This is a genomic window from Bradyrhizobium sp. USDA 10063, assembly GCF_054063735.1.
In genome coordinates, this window is sequence record NZ_JBSSGP010000002.1 from 6,040,210 (window position 1) to 6,056,811 (window position 16,602).

Consider the following 16,602-nt stretch of genomic DNA (forward strand, 5'->3'; position numbering starts at 1 on the left):
TATCTTTATGAAAGAACAACGGAACTTTGATCGCACCGCAGGCTTCTGCCGGCGGTTGCACTCTGCTAGGCTTGTGCATAGCACCCAATCCGCAGCCAAACGAATAATCTGGTTTCGGGATTCCCGGGACCTCGGAGGACGAATGACGACCGCCGCCCAGACCACATTGGAAGACACCGTCGGCTTGCCCGACATGAAAGTATCGGTCCGGCAGGTGTTCGGCATCGATAGCGACCTGGAGGTGCCGGCCTATGCGGAAGTCGACCCGCACGTGCCGGAGGTCGATGCGGACTACCGCTTCGATCGCGCCACCACGCTCGCGATCCTCGCCGGCTTCGCCAGGAACCGCCGCGTGATGGTCACGGGCTATCACGGCACCGGCAAGTCCACCCATATCGAGCAGGTTGCAGCGAGGCTCAACTGGCCCTGCGTGCGCGTCAACCTCGACAGCCACATCAGCCGTATCGACCTGGTCGGCAAGGACTCCATCGTGGTCCGCGACGGCAAGCAGGTCACTGAATTCCGCGACGGCATCCTGCCTTGGGCGCTGCAGCATAACGTCGCGCTGGTGTTCGACGAGTATGACGCCGGCCGGCCCGACGTGATGTTCGTGATCCAGCGCGTGCTGGAGGTCTCCGGCCGGCTGACGCTGCTCGACCAGAACAAGGTGATCAAGCCGCATCCGGCGTTCCGCCTGTTCGCGACGGCCAACACGATCGGCCTTGGCGACACGTCGGGCCTCTATCACGGTACCCAGCAGATCAACCAGGGCCAGATGGACCGCTGGTCGATCGTCACCACGCTGAACTACCTCGCCCATGACGAGGAAGTTGAGATCGTGCTCGCCAAGGCGAAGCATTACCGCAGCCAGGAGGGGCGTGACATCGTCAACAAGATGGTGCGGCTCGCCGATCTCACCCGCAACGCCTTCGCCAATGGCGATCTGTCGACGGTGATGAGCCCACGCACGGTGATCACCTGGGCGGAAAATTCCGAGATCTTCGGCGATATCGGCTTTGCCTTCCGCGTCACCTTCCTCAACAAGTGCGACGAGCTCGAGCGGCCGCTGGTGGCTGAATTCTACCAGCGCTGCTTCAACGCGGAGCTGCCGGAATCCGCCGTCAACGTAGCATTGAGCTAAGAACGATCGATGTCGTCCCGGACAAGCGAAGCGCGATCCGGGACCCTCCGAGCGAGCGCTTGCGCTCGTCGCGATAACCACAGGGCGTGGTTGTTGCGAAGACCTGGGCCGCCTACACGCTCAACAATTTCTTCCTGTGGTTATGGGTCCCCGCTTTCGCGGGGACGACGGTGGGATAGACAATGACCGCGTCGAACTCCAAATTCCGCAATACGAAGGAAGCGCCGACCGAGCCGTTCAAGCGCGCGGTGACGTCGTGCCTGAAGGCGATCGCGAAGGCGCCGGAGCTCGAAGTCTCTTTCGCCGCCGAACGCCCGGGGCTTGCGCCCGGCAAGGCGCGGCTGCCGGAGCCTGCGCGCAAGCTGACCAAGCGCGACGCCGCGATCGTGCGGGGGCATGCGGACTCGATTGCGCTGAAGCTCGCCTGTCACGATCCCAAGGTGCATCGCAAGCTGATCCCGGGCAATCCGCAGGCGCGCGGCGTGTTCGAGGCGGTCGAGCAGGCGCGCGTCGAGGCGATCGGCTCGCGGCGGATGGCGGGTGTTGCAAAAAACCTCACCGCGATGCTCGACGATCATTTCCACCGCGGCAAGTATGACGAGATCACCGACCGCGCCGATGCGCCGCTTGCCGATGCGCTGGCGATGCTGGTGCGCGAGCGGCTGACTGGCCTCGCGCCGCCTCAGGCTGCACGCAAGATGGTCGACCTTTGGCGCCCGCTATTGGAAGACAAGATCGGCACGCGGCTCGATAAACTGGCGCGCTTTACCGAGGACCAGGCCAGGTTCGGCGATCTCGTGCATGATCTGTTGTCTGCGCTCGACCTCGGCGACGACCGCGATATGGACGCCGACGAGGACGACAACCAGGACGAAAATCCGGACGGCGAGAGCGATCAGTCCGGCGCCGAAGGTTCGCCCGACTCCGATGCCGCGCAGGAGATGAGCGCCGACCAGGCGCAGACCACCTCGGAAGAGATGTCCGAGAGCGCGATGGAAAGCGCGCAGGCATCCACCAGCGACACCTTCGATGATGGCGAGCTCGGCGACGACGAAACGCCGGGCGAGGCGACGCGGCCGAACGCGCGCGGCGGCAACGAGCCGCGCGGTCCCGAATATCACGCCTTCGCACCGAAATTCGACGAGATCGTCGCCGCCGAAGATCTCTGCGACCATGACGAATTGGAGCGGCTGCGTTCCTACCTCGACAAGCAGCTCGCGCATCTGCAGGGCATCGTCGCGCGACTGGCCAATCGGTTGCAGCGCCGCCTGATGGCGCAGCAGAACCGCGCCTGGGAGTTCGACCTCGAAGAGGGGATTCTCGATCCCGCGCGGCTGTCGCGTGTGGTCACCGATCCCTATCACCCGCTGTCGTTCATGCGCGAGAAGGAGGCGACCTTCCGCGACACCGTGGTAACGCTGCTGCTCGACAATTCCGGCTCGATGCGCGGTCGTCCGATCACGGTGGCCGCCACCTGCGCCGACATCCTGGCGCGCACGCTGGAGCGCTGCGGCGTCAAGGTCGAGATCCTCGGCTTCACGACGCGTGCGTGGAAGGGCGGGCAGTCCCGCGAAGCCTGGCTCGCCGCTGGCAAGCCGCCGAATCCCGGCCGGCTCAACGATCTCCGCCATATCATCTATAAGTCAGCCGACGCGCCGTGGCGGCGCGCGCGGAAAAATCTCGGCCTGATGATGCGCGAAGGCCTGCTGAAAGAGAACATCGACGGCGAGGCGCTGGACTGGGCGCACAAGCGCCTGCTGGGGCGGTCCGAGCAGCGCAAGATCCTGATGATGATCTCCGACGGCGCGCCGGTCGACGATTCCACGCTATCGGTCAATCCCGGCAACTACCTCGAGCGGCATCTACGCCACATCATCGAGGAGATCGAGACCCGCTCGCCGGTCGAGCTGATCGCGATCGGCATCGGCCACGACGTCACGCGCTACTATCGCCGCGCCGTCACCATCGTCGATGCCGAAGAACTCGGCGGCGCCATCACCGAGAAGCTCGCCGAGCTCTTCAGCGAGACCCACGGTCCGGTGCCCGCCGAACGCCGGCCCAGGCGCTTGCACTCTTGAGTGTTTCTCCCGACGGTGCCGCGAGCTCAGATGCACCTCTCCCGCAGGGAGAGGTCGGCGCGAAGCGCCGGGTGAGGGGTTACGGTCTACGGTGGGGGCACAACCCCTCACCCGGATCGCAAGAGCGATCCGACCTCTCCCTATGGGAGAGGTGGGCCACCGGCGCCTGCTACTAGATCGGTGTCTATGTTTCAGACGCTCTCCCGCCGCCGGTTCCTGGGCTTTGCTGCGGCGGGGCTTTCTGCGGCGGCGCTGCCATACGCGGCGCAGGCGCAAACTGTTCTCGAACCGCCGACGAAGCCGATCCTGCCGAGCGAGTCCACGGTGGCGGCGCCGGTCTCGATCGAAGTCAATGCGCGGCCGCTGTCTTCCTTCGACATCCGCGACCGCTCGCATGTCCGGTTCGGTGCGCTGGAGTTTCGCAGCGGATTGGTGCTGACTTCTCCCTTTCGCGGCTTCGGCGGCCTGTCGGCGTTGCGGCTCGACGCAAAGGGCGAACGCTTCATCGCCGTCAGCGACCATGGTCGCTGGTTCACGGGCCGCATCGTCTATAAAGGCCGCGAGATGACGGGGCTTGCCGATGTCGAGGCGGCGCCGCTGCTTGGCCCGGACGGCAGGCCGATCGCCGCGCGCGGCTGGTACGATTCAGAGTCGATGGCGCTCGACGGCTCGCTCGTCTATGTCGGGCTCGAGCGCGTCAACCAGGTGCTGCGGTTCGATTTCGCCAAGGGATTCACGGGCGCGCGGGGCGAGGTGGTGCCGTTGCCGGCGGCCGCAAGACGGCTCCCGAACAACAAGGGGTTGGAGGCGCTGGTGATTGTACCGAAGGGCCTGCCGCTGGCGGGAACGCTGATCGCGATCTCCGAACGCGGCCTCGATGCACAGGGCAACATCATTGGCTTCCTGGTCGGCGGCAAGACGCCTGGACAATTTTCCGTTCGCCGTACCGACAATTTCGACATCAGCGACGCGGTGCTGCTGCCCTCCGGCGACCTGCTGCTGCTCGAACGCAAATTCTCCTGGGTTGGCGGCGTCGGCATCCGCATCCGCCGCATCGAGCTTGCGTCCGTGATGCCGGGCGCCGTCCTCGACGGTCCCTCGGTCTTCAACGCCGATCTCGGCAATGAGATCGACAATATGGAAGGCATCGACGCCCACACCACGGCCGAAGGCGACACCGTAATCACCATGGTCTCCGACGACAATTTCTCGCTGATCCAGCGCACGCTGCTGCTGCAGTTCACACTGGTGGAATAGAGGATTGACCTCGGGGTTTCCGCACTCAGTGACTGGCGGAACGGTTCTTGCAACGCTCGACCATCCATCGAAACCGAGAGCCATGATGCGCAAGTTGTTCCCCATTCTCATCGCCGCGAGTTTGTTTGCCACCGTTGCACAGGCCGAGATCTGGCCCTCGCGCCTGATCAAGGCGACGATCCCGTTCGGCGCCGGCAGCGCCACCGACGTGGTGCCGCGCCTGGTGTTCGATCGGCTGTCGGCCGAGCTCGGCCAGCCCTTCGTGATCGAGAACCGCGCCGGCGCCGGCGGCACGCTTGGCACCGGCATCGTCGCCAAGTCGGAGCCCGACGGCTACAATGTGCTCGCGCATTCCTCCGCACTGACCATTGCGCCGGCAATCTTCCCGAATCTTCCTTTCGATGCGACCAAAGACCTTTCATCCGTGCTGATGATCGGCTCCAGCGCCAATGTCATGATCGTGCCAAAAGAGCGGCCCTGGAAAACCATCCAGGATTTCATTGCCGACGCCAAGGCGAAGCCTGGTTCGATCTCCTTTGGTTCGGTCGGTGTCGGCAGCGCCGTGCATATCAGCGCGGAAAAATTCCGTCTCGCCGCCGGCATCGAGGCCACGCACGTGCCCTATCGCGGTGGTCCCGAAGTGATCGCCGATATCCTGGGCGGCCGCATCGATCTCTATTTCTGTCCGCTCGCGACCGCGCTGCCGCTAATTCGCGACGGCCAGGTGAAGGCGTTGTTGGTGTCGACGCCGAAGCGTGTCGCCGATTTGCCCGATGTGCCGACGCCGGCGGAGATCGGTTTGAAGGGTGCCGACAGCGTGAGCTGGTTCGGCATATTCGTCCCCGCGAAAACGCCGCGCGACATCGTCGAGAAATTTCATGCGGCGGGGATGAAGGTGCTGAATGATCCGGCGACGCAAGCGAGCCTGAAGAAGCTCGGAGTCGAGCCGATGCCGATGACGCCTGTCCAGATGGACGATTTCATCAAGAGCGAGACCGCCGCTAACCTGGAGTTGATCAAGGCGGCCGGGATCAATCAGTAGCCGGCAGGTTGAGGCGGGGCCACGGCATCGCTAGATAGGAGGGCAATTTCCCTCCTATCCGGATCCCCACATGAGCGCCCTGTTTTCCCCGATCGAACTGCGCGGCCTGAAATTGCCCAACCGCATCATGGTGTCGCCGATGTGCCAATATTCGGCAGAGAACGGCGAGGCCAACGACTGGCATTTCACGCATATCAACATGCTGGCGCTATCGGGCGCGGCAATGTTCTGCATCGAAGCCACGCATGTGGAGGCCCTTGGGCGCATCACGCCGGGCTGCCTTGGCCTCTACAACGATGCCACCGAAGCCGCGTTGAAGCCGATCCTCGCATCGGTGCGAAAACATTCGAAAGCGGCGGTCGCAATGCAGCTTGCGCATGCTGGCCGCAAGGGATCGAGCCACCGGCCCTGGGAGGGCGGGCAGTTGATCCCGCTGTCCGAAGGCGGCTGGCAGACGGTGGCGCCATCGGCCGTGCCGCACAAGGAAGGCGAAGCGGCGCCACTGGCGCTGGACGAGGCCGGGCTCAAGCGCATCCGCGACGCTTTCGTGACAGCCGCCAAGCGCGCCGATCGTCTTGGCATCGACGCGCTCGAGCTGCATGGCGCGCACGGCTACCTGATGCATCAGTTCTTGTCGCCGATATCGAACAAGCGCACCGACCAGTATGGCGGTTCGCTCGAAAACCGCATGCGCTATCCGCTGGAGATATTCGATGCCGTGCGTGCCGTATTCCCGGATCGCAAGCCAGTCGGCGTCAGGGTGTCTGCGACCGACTGGGTCGATGGCGGCTGGGACATTGCGCAAACGATCGAATTCGCCAAGGAATTGAAGAAGCGTGGTGTCGACTGGATTGATGTTTCCTCCGGCGGCGTGTCGCCGCGGCAAAAGATTCCGTTGGGCCCGGGTTATCAGGTGCCGCTGGCGCAGGCCGTGAAGGAAGCAACTGATGTCACCACCATGGCAGTCGGGCTGATCACGGAAGCAAAGCACGCCGAGGAGATCGTTGCCTCCGGCAAGGCTGATATGATCGCGCTTGCCCGCGGGATGCTCTACGATCCCCGCTGGGGCTGGCACGCTGCTGCCGAACTCGGCGGACAGGTTGACGCACCGCCGCAGTATTGGCGTTCGCAACCGTCGACGCAGAAAGCATTGTTCGGCGCGACCACGTTCGGGTCGCGGTAAATCATCACCGTTATTGCGAGCGAAAGTGAAACGGCTATTCCGCTCTGCAATGACGAAAGCCACTATTCCGCCGTAACCGGGGTAGGTACTCTCGCTTGCGCATGAGATGCGACAGTAAAGTCGCGCAACACAAGCGAGAGGAAAGTCCATGGAACTAGGATATTTCGCGATGCCCTCGCATCCGCCGGAGTGCGGGTTGAAGGAGGGCCACGACTGGGACCTGCAGGTGCTCAGGTGGCTGGATGAACTCGGCTATCAGGAAGCGTGGATCGGTGAGCACCACACCGCGCCCTGGGAGCCGCATCCGTCGCCGGATCTGTTGGTCGCGCAGGCACTGCTGCAGACCAAGAACATCCGCATCGGTCCCGGCGGCTTCCTGCTGCCCTATCACCATCCGGCTGAACTCGCCAATCGCGTCGCGATGCTCGATCATCTCTCCGATGGCCGGCTTAATTTCGGCGTCGCGGCAAGCGGCCTGCCGAGCGACTGGGCCATGTTCAATGTCGACGGCATGTCGGGCCAGAATCGCGACATGACGCGCGAAGCGCTCGAAATCATCCTGAAGCTTTGGAGCGACGATGCTCCGTGGACATACAAGGGCAAATACTGGACGGTGACGAAGCCGGACACGATGTTCGATTTCCTCAAACCCCACCTCAAGCCGAAGCAGGCACCGCATCCGCCGATCGGCGTCGCCGGTCTCTCCAAGAACTCCGATACGCTGAAGCTCGCGGGCGAACGCGGCTTCATCCCGATGAGCCTCAACCTCAACCCGGCCTATGTCGGCAGCCATTGGGATTCGGTGGAGGCGGGCGCAGCGAAAACCGGCCGCAAGCCGAGCCGGCAGGATTGGCGGCTGGTGCGCGAAGTCTTTGTCGCCGACACTGACGAAGAAGCCTGGCGTCTGTCGACCGGCGACATGATGGGGCGGATGATGAGCGAGTATTTCCTGCCGCTGCTCGGTCACTTCGGCTTCAAGGACTATCTCAAAGCCACGCCTGACGTGCCGGACAGCGACGTCAACGTCGAATATTGCGCTCGCCACAACTGGATCGTCGGCTCGCCCGCGACTGTCACCGAGAAGATCGAGAAGATCTATCAGGAGGTCGGCGGCTTCGGCGTGCTGCTCGTGTTCGGCTTCGACTACAAGCACAAGCCGGAAGCATGGCACCACTCGCTGCAACTGCTGAAGCAGGAAGTGCTGCCGCGGCTGAAACACCTCGGCAGCGAGTTCGGCCGCGCCGCGTAGGCTGCGCAACGTAGGGTAGGCAAAGCGACGACGTCGACCGCAGCTCACCACAAGTGACAGCGGAAGCGTGCCCACCATTACGAGCGGAATGCTCGATGGTGGGCACGGCGCGAAGAGGCCCGCCTTTGCCTACCCAAGGCTGCAAAAAATCGATAGTCGCGGTGACTAATCACCGCTGTGCGCGCAATTTGCGGTGAACACAGGTTCGCCGGCATGTGCAGCGCCACATGCGAACGGTATCTTTCACGCTATCCGAAAGAGGCGTAGCCTGATCATCATCATGGGGGATCGGTACGATGCGGTCCCGCGTACGAAAATTCGCCCACGTTTTCGAGCGCCTTGGCCTTGCCATGGCGGGAGCGGCGAGCGGCCTGTTCGTCGCGGCCCTTGTCGGGTCGAGCATCTCCGCCTTCACGTCGCAGGGATTTCTCCTGCTCATGATGATCTGCGGCGCGGTCGGCTTCTATCTCGGCATCGATACGCCGCCATTGCCATTCCAGCCGCCGAGCGACGAATCCTCGCGCGGAAATATTGATGCTGCGGAATTCCTCAGCGCGGTCGGGACGTTTCTTGCGGCACTGGTCGCCTTCGTGTCGGTCCTCGCCATTGTGCTTCGCGTCGAGCCGCATGTCGCCTGGACAGTTGCGATCATGGTCGGATGGGTGTTCGGCGTCGCTATGCAGATCGTCGCCGGCACAATCGCGCGCATGCGGGGCTAAGCTCCTCCAGTTCGGTGAAGCAGCCGGGGCTCCGCTACATCAATATTCAATAATATCAATTGCTTAAGTGCTATCCCAGCGTCTGCCCGTCGACCTCGGACGCGAGTTTTCGATCTCCAGCCAGAATTTTCTTGAGCGTCGCTCATTTTTAGCGTATATGCGTGAGCATTGCTCAAGCTCATCCGGAGGCCGCTCACATGCAAACGATTGTCCTGCAATTGACCCGGCAACTGACCACGACCTTCTTCGACGATGTCCTCAAGTTCATCCTCGGATTTGGCAGGTCGATCGCCCGCGCCGCCATCGCGCCGATCAACCGCATTGCCAATGCTTGCGACGTTGCCGGCGTGCTGGAGCGCCGCCGGTTCGCAGCCGAGGTGCGGCGGCGCGCGCGACAAGTGCAACGTCCTCGCGGGCGCGGGCTGTTCGGTTCGCTCAGCGAACTCACCTGAGCCGGAGGAACGGCGCAATTCGCCTCGATTGCGCAGCCGATCCCTAACCAACGAATCACCATGCTCCGCACTTGCGCTGGCTGACATGCCGCGCCGCAGTCAGGCACAAGATCTCGTACATCTTTGCCGTGCACGGTCAGCCGGCGCCGCGACCCGGCGGCGTCGAACCGCGAGGCAATCAAGAACACTAATAGCAACGGCATCACGGCTCATTTTTCGCTCATTCCAATCCCGATAACCGAAACCGAATTTTGCAAGGCCAAGGATTTTCGGCCGAACTGCCCAGGAACTGGTCATGATTAAACAGTTGATGTCGTCCCGCCGTTTCGCGCCGCTGTTCTGGGCGCAGTTCTGTTCGGCGCTCAATGACAACGTCCTGAAGAACGCACTGGTCATCATCCTGCTCTATGGCGCGACCGTCGGCGAGAATGCATCGCTGGTGACGCTTGCTGGCGCCGTTTTCATCTTTCCCTTCTTCGTGTTGTCGGCGCTCGGCGGCGAGCTCGCTGACAAGTATGTGAAGTCGGTCGTGGCGCGGCGGCTGAAATTCGTCGAGATCTTCGCCGCCTGCTTTGCGGCGGCCGGCTTCTTCCTGCATTCGGTGCCGCTTCTGTTCATCGCGCTGGCGCTGTTCGGCACGGTCGCGGCGCTGTTCGGTCCGGTGAAATATGCTGTTCTGCCCGACCAGCTTTCGGTCGGCGAGCTCGCCACCGGCAACGCGCTGGTCGAGGGCGCAACATTTCTGGCGATCCTGATCGGTACCATCGCCGGCGGCATGTTCGTCGCCGGCGCGAGCCATATGGGCTGGATCTCGCTTGCCGTGGTCGGCCTGTCCGTTCTGTCCTGGGCATTCGCCGCGCGCATTCCGGCCACCGCGCCGTCCGCGCCCGATCTCGGCATCACCGCCAATCCCTTCGCCTCCACGGTGCGGCTGCTCAAGTCGCTCTATGCCGAGCCGCGACTGTGGGACGGCATGGTGATCGTGTCCTGGTTCTGGCTCGCCGGCGCGGTCGTGCTGTCGCTGCTGCCCGCGCTGATCAAGGAAGGTGTGGGAGGCACCGAAGGCGTCGTCACGCTGTGCCTTGCGATCTTCGCGATCGGCATCGCGACCGGCTCGCTGATAGCGGCCCAGCTCAGCCATGTCAGACCCAATCTCGCGCTGGTGCCGATCGGCGCCATCATCATGGGCGTGGTCGGTCTCGATCTTGCCGCGGTGATTGGCGCTACCGTTCCAGGCAGCGGCGTGACCGCGGCAGCGTTCGCGACCTCGCTGGGCGGGCTGCACATGCTGGTCGGCTTCTTCCTGTTCGCCATCGGCGGCGGCCTGTTCGTGGTGCCGTCGTTCGCCGCCGTGCAGGCCTGGACCGCGCCGTCGGAGCGCGCCCGCATCATCGCGGCCGGCAATATATTGCAGGCCGGCTTCATGGTGGTGGGATCGCTGTTCGTTGCGCTCCTGCAATTTGCCGGCCTTTCGATCGCCTGGATCTTCTTCGGCCTTGCCGTCGCAAGCTTCGGTTCGGTGTGGTTCGTGCTGAGCAAGTGGGGCAAGGAGGGCGTGCGCGACTTCGGTGCGCTGCTGTTCCGTGCGCTGTTCCGCGTCGAGGTTCGCGGCATCGAGAACCTGCCGCCCCCGGGCACGCGCATGCTGATCGCGCCCAACCATGTCAGCCTGGTCGACGGCCCGCTGCTGCACGCAACGCTGCCGATCGATGCCAGCTTTGCGGTCGATACCGGTATAGCGAAAGCGTGGTGGGCAAAGCCGTTTCTGACGATGGTCCGTCACATCACCGTCGATCCGACCAAGCCGCTCGGCGCGCGTGATCTGATCAAGCTGGTCGCTTCTGCCGAACCCGTTGTGATCTTCCCCGAGGGCCGCCTGACCGTGCATGGCTCGCTGATGAAGGTCTATGACGGCACCGCGATGATCGCCGACAAGGCCGATGCTGTGGTCGTGCCCGTTCGCATTGAAGGCGCGCAGCGCTCGCATCTGAGCTACCTCAAGAACGGCGAGATCAAGCGTTCCTGGTTTCCGAAGGTGACCATCTCGATCCTGCCGCCGGTTAAATTGCCGGTCGACCAGTCGCTGAAGGGCAAGGCCCGCCGTAACGCCGCGGGCGCCGCGCTGCAGGACGTCATGATCGAGGCGATGGTGAAGAATGCCATGCTCGACCACACGCTGTTCGAGGCGCTCGCCCATGCCCATCGCGACCGCGACACCGGCAAGGTGGTTGTTGAGGACGCGCTGGGAACGAAACTCACCTATCGCAAGCTGATCCTCGGCGCGCAGGTGCTGAGCCGCAAGCTCGAGCAGGGCAGCACCATTGGCGAGAACATCGGCGTGCTCTTGCCGAACTCGGCCGGCGTCGCCGTCGTCTTCATGGCGCTGCAGACCATCGGCCGCGTGCCGGCGATGCTCAACTTCTCCGCCGGCCCCGTGAACGTGCTCTCGGCGATGAAGGCGGGAGAGGTCAAGACCGTGCTCACCTCCCGCGCCTTCATCGAGAAGGGCAAGCTCGACAAGCTGATTGCGGCGATCGCTCCCGAAGCGCGCATCGTCTATCTCGAAGACATCCGCGCGACCGTCAATACGCTCGACAAGATCCGCGGCCTCTTGGCCGGCACCGCGCCGCGTGTCGCGCGCAGCGCCGATGATCCCGCCGTGATCCTGTTCACCTCGGGCTCGGAAGGCACGCCCAAGGGCGTCGTGCTCTCCCACCGCAATATCCTCGCCAATGCGGCGCAGGCGCTGGCGCGGGTCGATGCCAATGGCAACGACAAGGTGTTCAACGTGCTGCCGGTGTTCCACTCGTTCGGTCTTACCGGCGGGATGATGATGCCGCTGCTCGCGGGGATTCCGATTTTCATGTATCCGTCACCGCTGCATTACCGCATCGTGCCGGAACTGATCTACCAGACCGGCGCCACCATCCTGTTCGGCACCGACACCTTTCTCACCGGCTACGCCCGCTCGGCGCATGCTTACGACTTCCGCACGCTGCGCTTGGTGCTCGCGGGCGCGGAAGCGGTGAAGGATCGCACCCGGCAGGTCTATATGGAGCGCTACGGCATCCGCATCCTCGAAGGCTATGGCGTCACCGAAACCGCGCCGGTGCTCGCCATGAACACGCCGATGGCGAACCGCCCCGGCACCGTCGGCCGGCTGTCGCCTCTGATGGAGTATCGCCTCGATCCGGTCCCGGGCATCGAGGAAGGCGGCCGGCTCTCGGTGCGCGGGCCGAACGTGATGCTCGGCTACTTGCGCGCGGAAAATCCCGGCGTGCTGGAAAAGCTCGCCGATGGCTGGCACGACACCGGCGACATCGTCACCATCGACGCCGCGGGCTTCATCGCCATCAAGGGCCGCGCCAAGCGGTTTGCGAAGATCGCAGGCGAGATGGTGTCGCTGTCGGCGGTGGAAGCGATGGCGTCCGCGCTGTGGCCACAGGCGATTTCGGTTGCGGTTTCCATTCCCGATGCACGCAAGGGCGAACGCATCGTGCTCCTGACCACGCAGCGCGATGCCGAGCGGCCTGCGATGCAGCGCCAGGCCAGGGCGACCGGCGCCTCCGAGCTCGCCGTGCCGGCCGACATCAGCGTCGTCGACAAGGTGCCGCTGCTCGGCTCCGGCAAGACCGACTATGTCGCCGCGACCGCGCTCGCCAGGGAACTCGCCGCCGCAGCGCCGATGGCCGAGGTGGCGTAAACGGGCTACGATTTCGGGACAACCAATAACAATCCGGAACTTCGGAGGAACTCGATGCCTCTCCCGCTTGATCCCGTGATCGAGAAGATCATCCCGCTGCTGCCGCTGCGCGATCCAAAGGTCATGACGCCGCAGAGCGCGCGGCAGCAACTGCGCGATCTCGCCGCAGCGCGCGCCGCGGTCCCGCCGCCGCCGGTCGAGCACGTCAAGGATATCAACGTCGCCGGCGGCGCCGGACCGCGGCCGGCGCGGGTCTATCGCAACGGCAGCGGGACCGCGGCGACGGTCGTGTTCTTCCACGGCGGCGGCTGGGTCGCGGGCGATCTGGAGACCCACGACCGGCAGGCGCGCAATCTTGCGATCGACATCGGCGCGGTGGTCGTCTCCGTCGACTATCGCCGGCCGCCCGAGACGCGCTTCCCCGGCGCCTTCGAGGACGCCTTTGCCGCGGTGCGCGACGTGGTCGGCCGCATCAGGGAATTCGGCGGCGACGTGGCCCGCGTCGGCGTCGCCGGTGACAGCGCCGGCGGCAATCTCGCAGCAACCAGCGCGCTGGCCTGCCGCGATGCCGGGATCAGGCTCGCCGGCCAATTGCTGGTCTATCCCGTCACCGACGCCCTCGGCAATTTCGCTGACCAAGCAGAGAATGCGCGGTTTCCGTCGCGGGATGAGAATGCGGAAGGATACTTCCTGTCGCGCGCGGTGATGGAGTGGTTCTGCGGGCATTATCTCGAAGAGCGCGCGCATGGTGCGGACTGGAGGGTCTCGCCGCTGCGGGCGAAGGAGTTGAAGGGCGTTGCGCCCGCCGTGGTCACCACCGCCTGGTTCGATCCGCTGCGCGATGAGGGCACAGCTTACGCCAACGCGCTGCGCGAGGCCGGCGTGCCGACCTGGCACCATGACGGGCAGGGCCTGATCCACGGCTATTTCGGCCTTGGCGACGCTTCCGAGACCGCGCGCGCCGAGGCGCAGCGGGCGCAGGCCGACTTCAAGGCGCTGCTCGACAAGGGCGCGTAGCATCAGCCGACGGCGCGCACGCCCTTGGCGAATGGGCTCAGGCCGAGCCATTGCTGCATCGAGCGGGCGATCGCCTTGTCGCCGGTGAGCTCGATGCCGCCGCTCGCCACCTCGCGGTCGAGCGTCGCGATCCCCATCCACACCGCGGTCATCGTGCGCAGCGGGCTCGTCACATAGAGATCGACCTCGTAGCCGGGATCGGTCAGGCAGAGATCGACGCTGTCATTGTCGATGACGAGCCACCAGGATTTGCGGTCGCCCGACAGCTCCGGATAGATGAAGTTGATGGTGCAGCGGCGCGGCGGCAGCGGCTCGGGGCGCAGGTTTCGCCGCATGTCCCACATCAACAGCGACGGATCGAGGTTCTTCAGCGACAGCGAGGACTCCACCCAGCGCTGGGCCCAGAAGCCGAGCGACATGATCACCTCGCGCAGATCCTCGCCGGCCTGCGTCGGCCGATAATCCATCACGCCCGGCTGGCCCGATGGCGTCACGCTGATCAGCCCGGCCACCTCCAGTTCCTTCAGCCGCTTCGACAACAGCGAGGGCGACATCCGCGGCACGCCGCGCCGGAGGTCGTTGAAGCGCGTGGTGCCGCACAACAATTCGCGCAGCACCAGCACGGTCCAGCGGTTGCAGACGATCTCGGCTGCCATCGCGACCGGGCAAAACTGCCCATAGCTTCCGCGCTCGGTCCTGTCAGGCAATCGGCTCCTCCGGAAATGCGGCAGTACAGATATGATAGCGCGCGACCCGGCACGAGGCCGGAGAGCTTGCGGAAAATGTAAGCATTCCAGACGCTGCGAAGACCGAATCGATGGTCACGGCGTCGCAGTACAGTTCCTGAACTGGAGCGCTCTTTGCGGCGGAATTAGGCTCTCTCACGGTGGATATTCTCGCTTAAGGAGAGTGTCATGAGCAGCAACGCAGCACACAGTCTCGATGCGTCAAAATCGCGCAGCGCGGTCGAGCTCGCAGAGGAGCTGGGCCCGATCTTCGCGCGGCGCGCCGAGCAAGAGACGAACGAGGACAAGTTCGTCGCCGAGAATTTCGCGGACCTGAAGGCCGCGGGCCTGATCGAAGCCGGCGTGCCGGCCGAGCTTGGCGGCGGCGACGCCGATGTCGACGAGCTCGCCGAGATGCTGCGCACGCTTGCCCACTATTGCGGCTCCACCGCGCTCGCCTTCTCCATGCACACCCACCAGGTCGCAATTCCCGCCTGGCGCTGGAAGGTGCAGAAGGCGGCCCCCGTCGAGCCGCTGCTCCGGCGCATCGCCAATGAGCGCATCATCCTGCTGTCCAGCGGCGGCTCGGACTGGATCGGCGGCTCCGGCCGCGCCGAGAAGGTCGATGGCGGCTATCGCATCACCGCGCGCAAAGTGTTCTCGTCGAGCTCGCCCGCCGGCGACCTGATGATGACGAGTGCGGTGCTGGAGAGCGAGGGCGAGCCGGCAACGGTGCTGCATTTCGGCGTGCCCGTGACCTCGCCGCACGTGAAGGTGCTCAACAATTGGCGCGCGCTCGGCATGCGCGGCACCGGGTCCAACGATGTCATGATCGACGGCCATGTCGTGCCGGAGGCGGCGGTCGCAGCGCGGCGCAAGGCCGGCGAATGGCATCCGCTGTTCCAGATCATCGCGACCATCGCGTTCCCGCTGGTTTATTCGGTCTATCTCGGCGTCGCCGAGAGCGCCCGCGACATCGCGATCGGGGTAGCAAAACGCAAGACGCCGGACCAGCATGCGATCCAGCTCGCCGGCCGCATGGACACCGAGCTTGCGGCGGCGCGGCTCGCGCGTGAATGGATGCTGGCTGCTGTCAGGCTCAACGCGCCGTCGGCTGCGACCGTCAACCAGGTGATGATGGGTCGTCAGCTCGTTGCGCGGCATGCCATATCAGCGGTCGAGTATGCGATGGAGCTTGCGGGCGGCGCCGGCTTCTATCGTGCCACGGGCCTCGAACGGCGTTTCCGCGACATCCAGGCGGCCCGCTACCATCCGCTGCAATCGGGCCCGCAGGCGCAATATGCGGGGTCGATGGCGCTCGGGCTGCCGGTCGACCGGGTGTATTGAGCACGCCGTTGACCAGGACAGCTCGCGGTCGCGCCGCGTTCGTTGTCGCAAGCGAGGCGATCCATCTGATAGCAGCGGGCCTCGAATGGATCGCCGCCTCGCTCGTGCAATACATGATGACGACGGCCTATGGCGGCGCGACGTTTTCACATCTGATGTCAAAGAGCCTGACGTCGAAGAGCCAGATGTCGAAGAGTCGGAGGGATGCGCGGCGGCGTTCTCGCGGCGGGAAACGCCCGAGGCTTGCGGCCGCTTCACCCTCTTGAGCCGGCGGCCTGATTGTCCGCCGTCTCCGTTCGTCATTGCGAGCCAACGGGTCGCGCGAACGCGCGCCCGATGACAGGCTCCGCGAAGCAATCCATTTCGCCACTCGTGGAAGCGTGGATTGCTTCGCTTACGCTCGCAATGACGGGATGGGTTTTGATTTGAATTTCAAACAGCGAAGGGGATGTGAGTACGCATTCTCGCGGCGCCTTGCGTCCGAGGTTTGCGTTCGTTTCACCCTCCTCGAAGACAGAGGGCGCAGGGAATGCTGGGTGCCGGTCGCACCCGTGGGCCCCGTGCAACAAAAAGCACGGGGGTAGGACCACAGGTACAGCCGGAGCATTCCAGCATTCCCTGCGCGATGGTGTTACGGCTTATTTCGTGCTCTCCCCGGTGACCGGGCTTTCTTGCCACCGTCACCCCTG

General features: G+C 64.4%; 12 protein-coding genes. 11 read left to right on the forward strand and 1 reads right to left on the reverse strand.

Annotated features, from left to right (window positions below):
• The first annotated feature begins 142 nt into the window (after positions 1-142).
• The 10 genes from cobS to ACVJGD_RS30740 all read left to right on the forward strand — a co-directional run bounded on the left by cobS (position 143) and on the right by ACVJGD_RS30740 (position 13,841).
• The gene (gene cobS, locus ACVJGD_RS30695; protein WP_130577697.1) at positions 143-1,141 is read left to right on the forward strand and encodes a cobaltochelatase subunit CobS; all 999 of its coding nucleotides are present in this window, start codon (positions 143-145) and stop codon (positions 1,139-1,141) included.
• A gap of 182 nt (positions 1,142-1,323) precedes the next feature.
• Entirely contained in the window at positions 1,324-3,219 is a 1,896-nt protein-coding gene (gene cobT / locus ACVJGD_RS30700) for a cobaltochelatase subunit CobT (protein ID WP_456637729.1), read from the forward strand.
• 186 nt (positions 3,220-3,405) lie between these two features.
• Positions 3,406-4,476 carry an esterase-like activity of phytase family protein gene (locus tag ACVJGD_RS30705; protein ID WP_456637730.1) on the forward strand — a complete coding sequence of 357 codons (1,071 nt, stop codon included), beginning with the start codon at positions 3,406-3,408 and terminating at the stop codon, positions 4,474-4,476.
• A gap of 82 nt (positions 4,477-4,558) precedes the next feature.
• On the forward strand, positions 4,559-5,518 hold the full coding sequence (locus ACVJGD_RS30710) for a Bug family tripartite tricarboxylate transporter substrate binding protein (protein ID WP_456637731.1): 960 nt from the start codon (positions 4,559-4,561) through the stop codon (positions 5,516-5,518).
• A 70-nt stretch (positions 5,519-5,588) separates the two neighbouring features.
• Entirely contained in the window at positions 5,589-6,701 is a 1,113-nt protein-coding gene (locus tag ACVJGD_RS30715; RefSeq protein WP_456637732.1) for an NADH:flavin oxidoreductase/NADH oxidase, read from the forward strand.
• A gap of 148 nt (positions 6,702-6,849) precedes the next feature.
• Complete coding sequence (locus ACVJGD_RS30720) at positions 6,850-7,950, forward strand: LLM class flavin-dependent oxidoreductase (RefSeq protein WP_454616117.1); 1,101 nt, start codon at positions 6,850-6,852, stop codon at positions 7,948-7,950.
• Positions 7,951-8,246: 296 nt separating this feature from the next.
• On the forward strand, positions 8,247-8,669 hold the full coding sequence (locus ACVJGD_RS30725) for a hypothetical protein (RefSeq protein WP_456637733.1): 423 nt from the start codon (positions 8,247-8,249) through the stop codon (positions 8,667-8,669).
• Between the two features lie 197 nt (positions 8,670-8,866).
• A complete protein-coding gene (locus ACVJGD_RS30730) occupies positions 8,867-9,121 on the forward strand; it encodes a hypothetical protein (RefSeq protein ID WP_456637734.1) in 255 nt (84 codons plus the stop codon).
• Between the two features lie 295 nt (positions 9,122-9,416).
• On the forward strand, positions 9,417-12,824 hold the full coding sequence (locus ACVJGD_RS30735) for an acyl-[ACP]--phospholipid O-acyltransferase (protein WP_456637735.1): 3,408 nt from the start codon (positions 9,417-9,419) through the stop codon (positions 12,822-12,824).
• Between the two features lie 54 nt (positions 12,825-12,878).
• The gene (locus tag ACVJGD_RS30740) at positions 12,879-13,841 is read left to right on the forward strand and encodes an alpha/beta hydrolase (RefSeq protein WP_456637736.1); all 963 of its coding nucleotides are present in this window, start codon (positions 12,879-12,881) and stop codon (positions 13,839-13,841) included.
• Between the two features lie 2 nt (positions 13,842-13,843).
• On the opposite strand, the gene ACVJGD_RS30745 is transcribed toward ACVJGD_RS30740, so the two are convergent.
• A complete protein-coding gene (locus ACVJGD_RS30745; protein WP_456640425.1) occupies positions 13,844-14,497 on the reverse strand; it encodes a winged helix-turn-helix transcriptional regulator in 654 nt (217 codons plus the stop codon).
• Between the two features lie 258 nt (positions 14,498-14,755).
• Here ACVJGD_RS30745 and ACVJGD_RS30750 point away from each other — a divergent pair, with 258 nt between their 5' ends.
• On the forward strand, positions 14,756-15,913 hold the full coding sequence (locus tag ACVJGD_RS30750; protein ID WP_456637737.1) for an acyl-CoA dehydrogenase family protein: 1,158 nt from the start codon (positions 14,756-14,758) through the stop codon (positions 15,911-15,913).
• Positions 15,914-16,602: the final 689 nt, after the last annotated feature.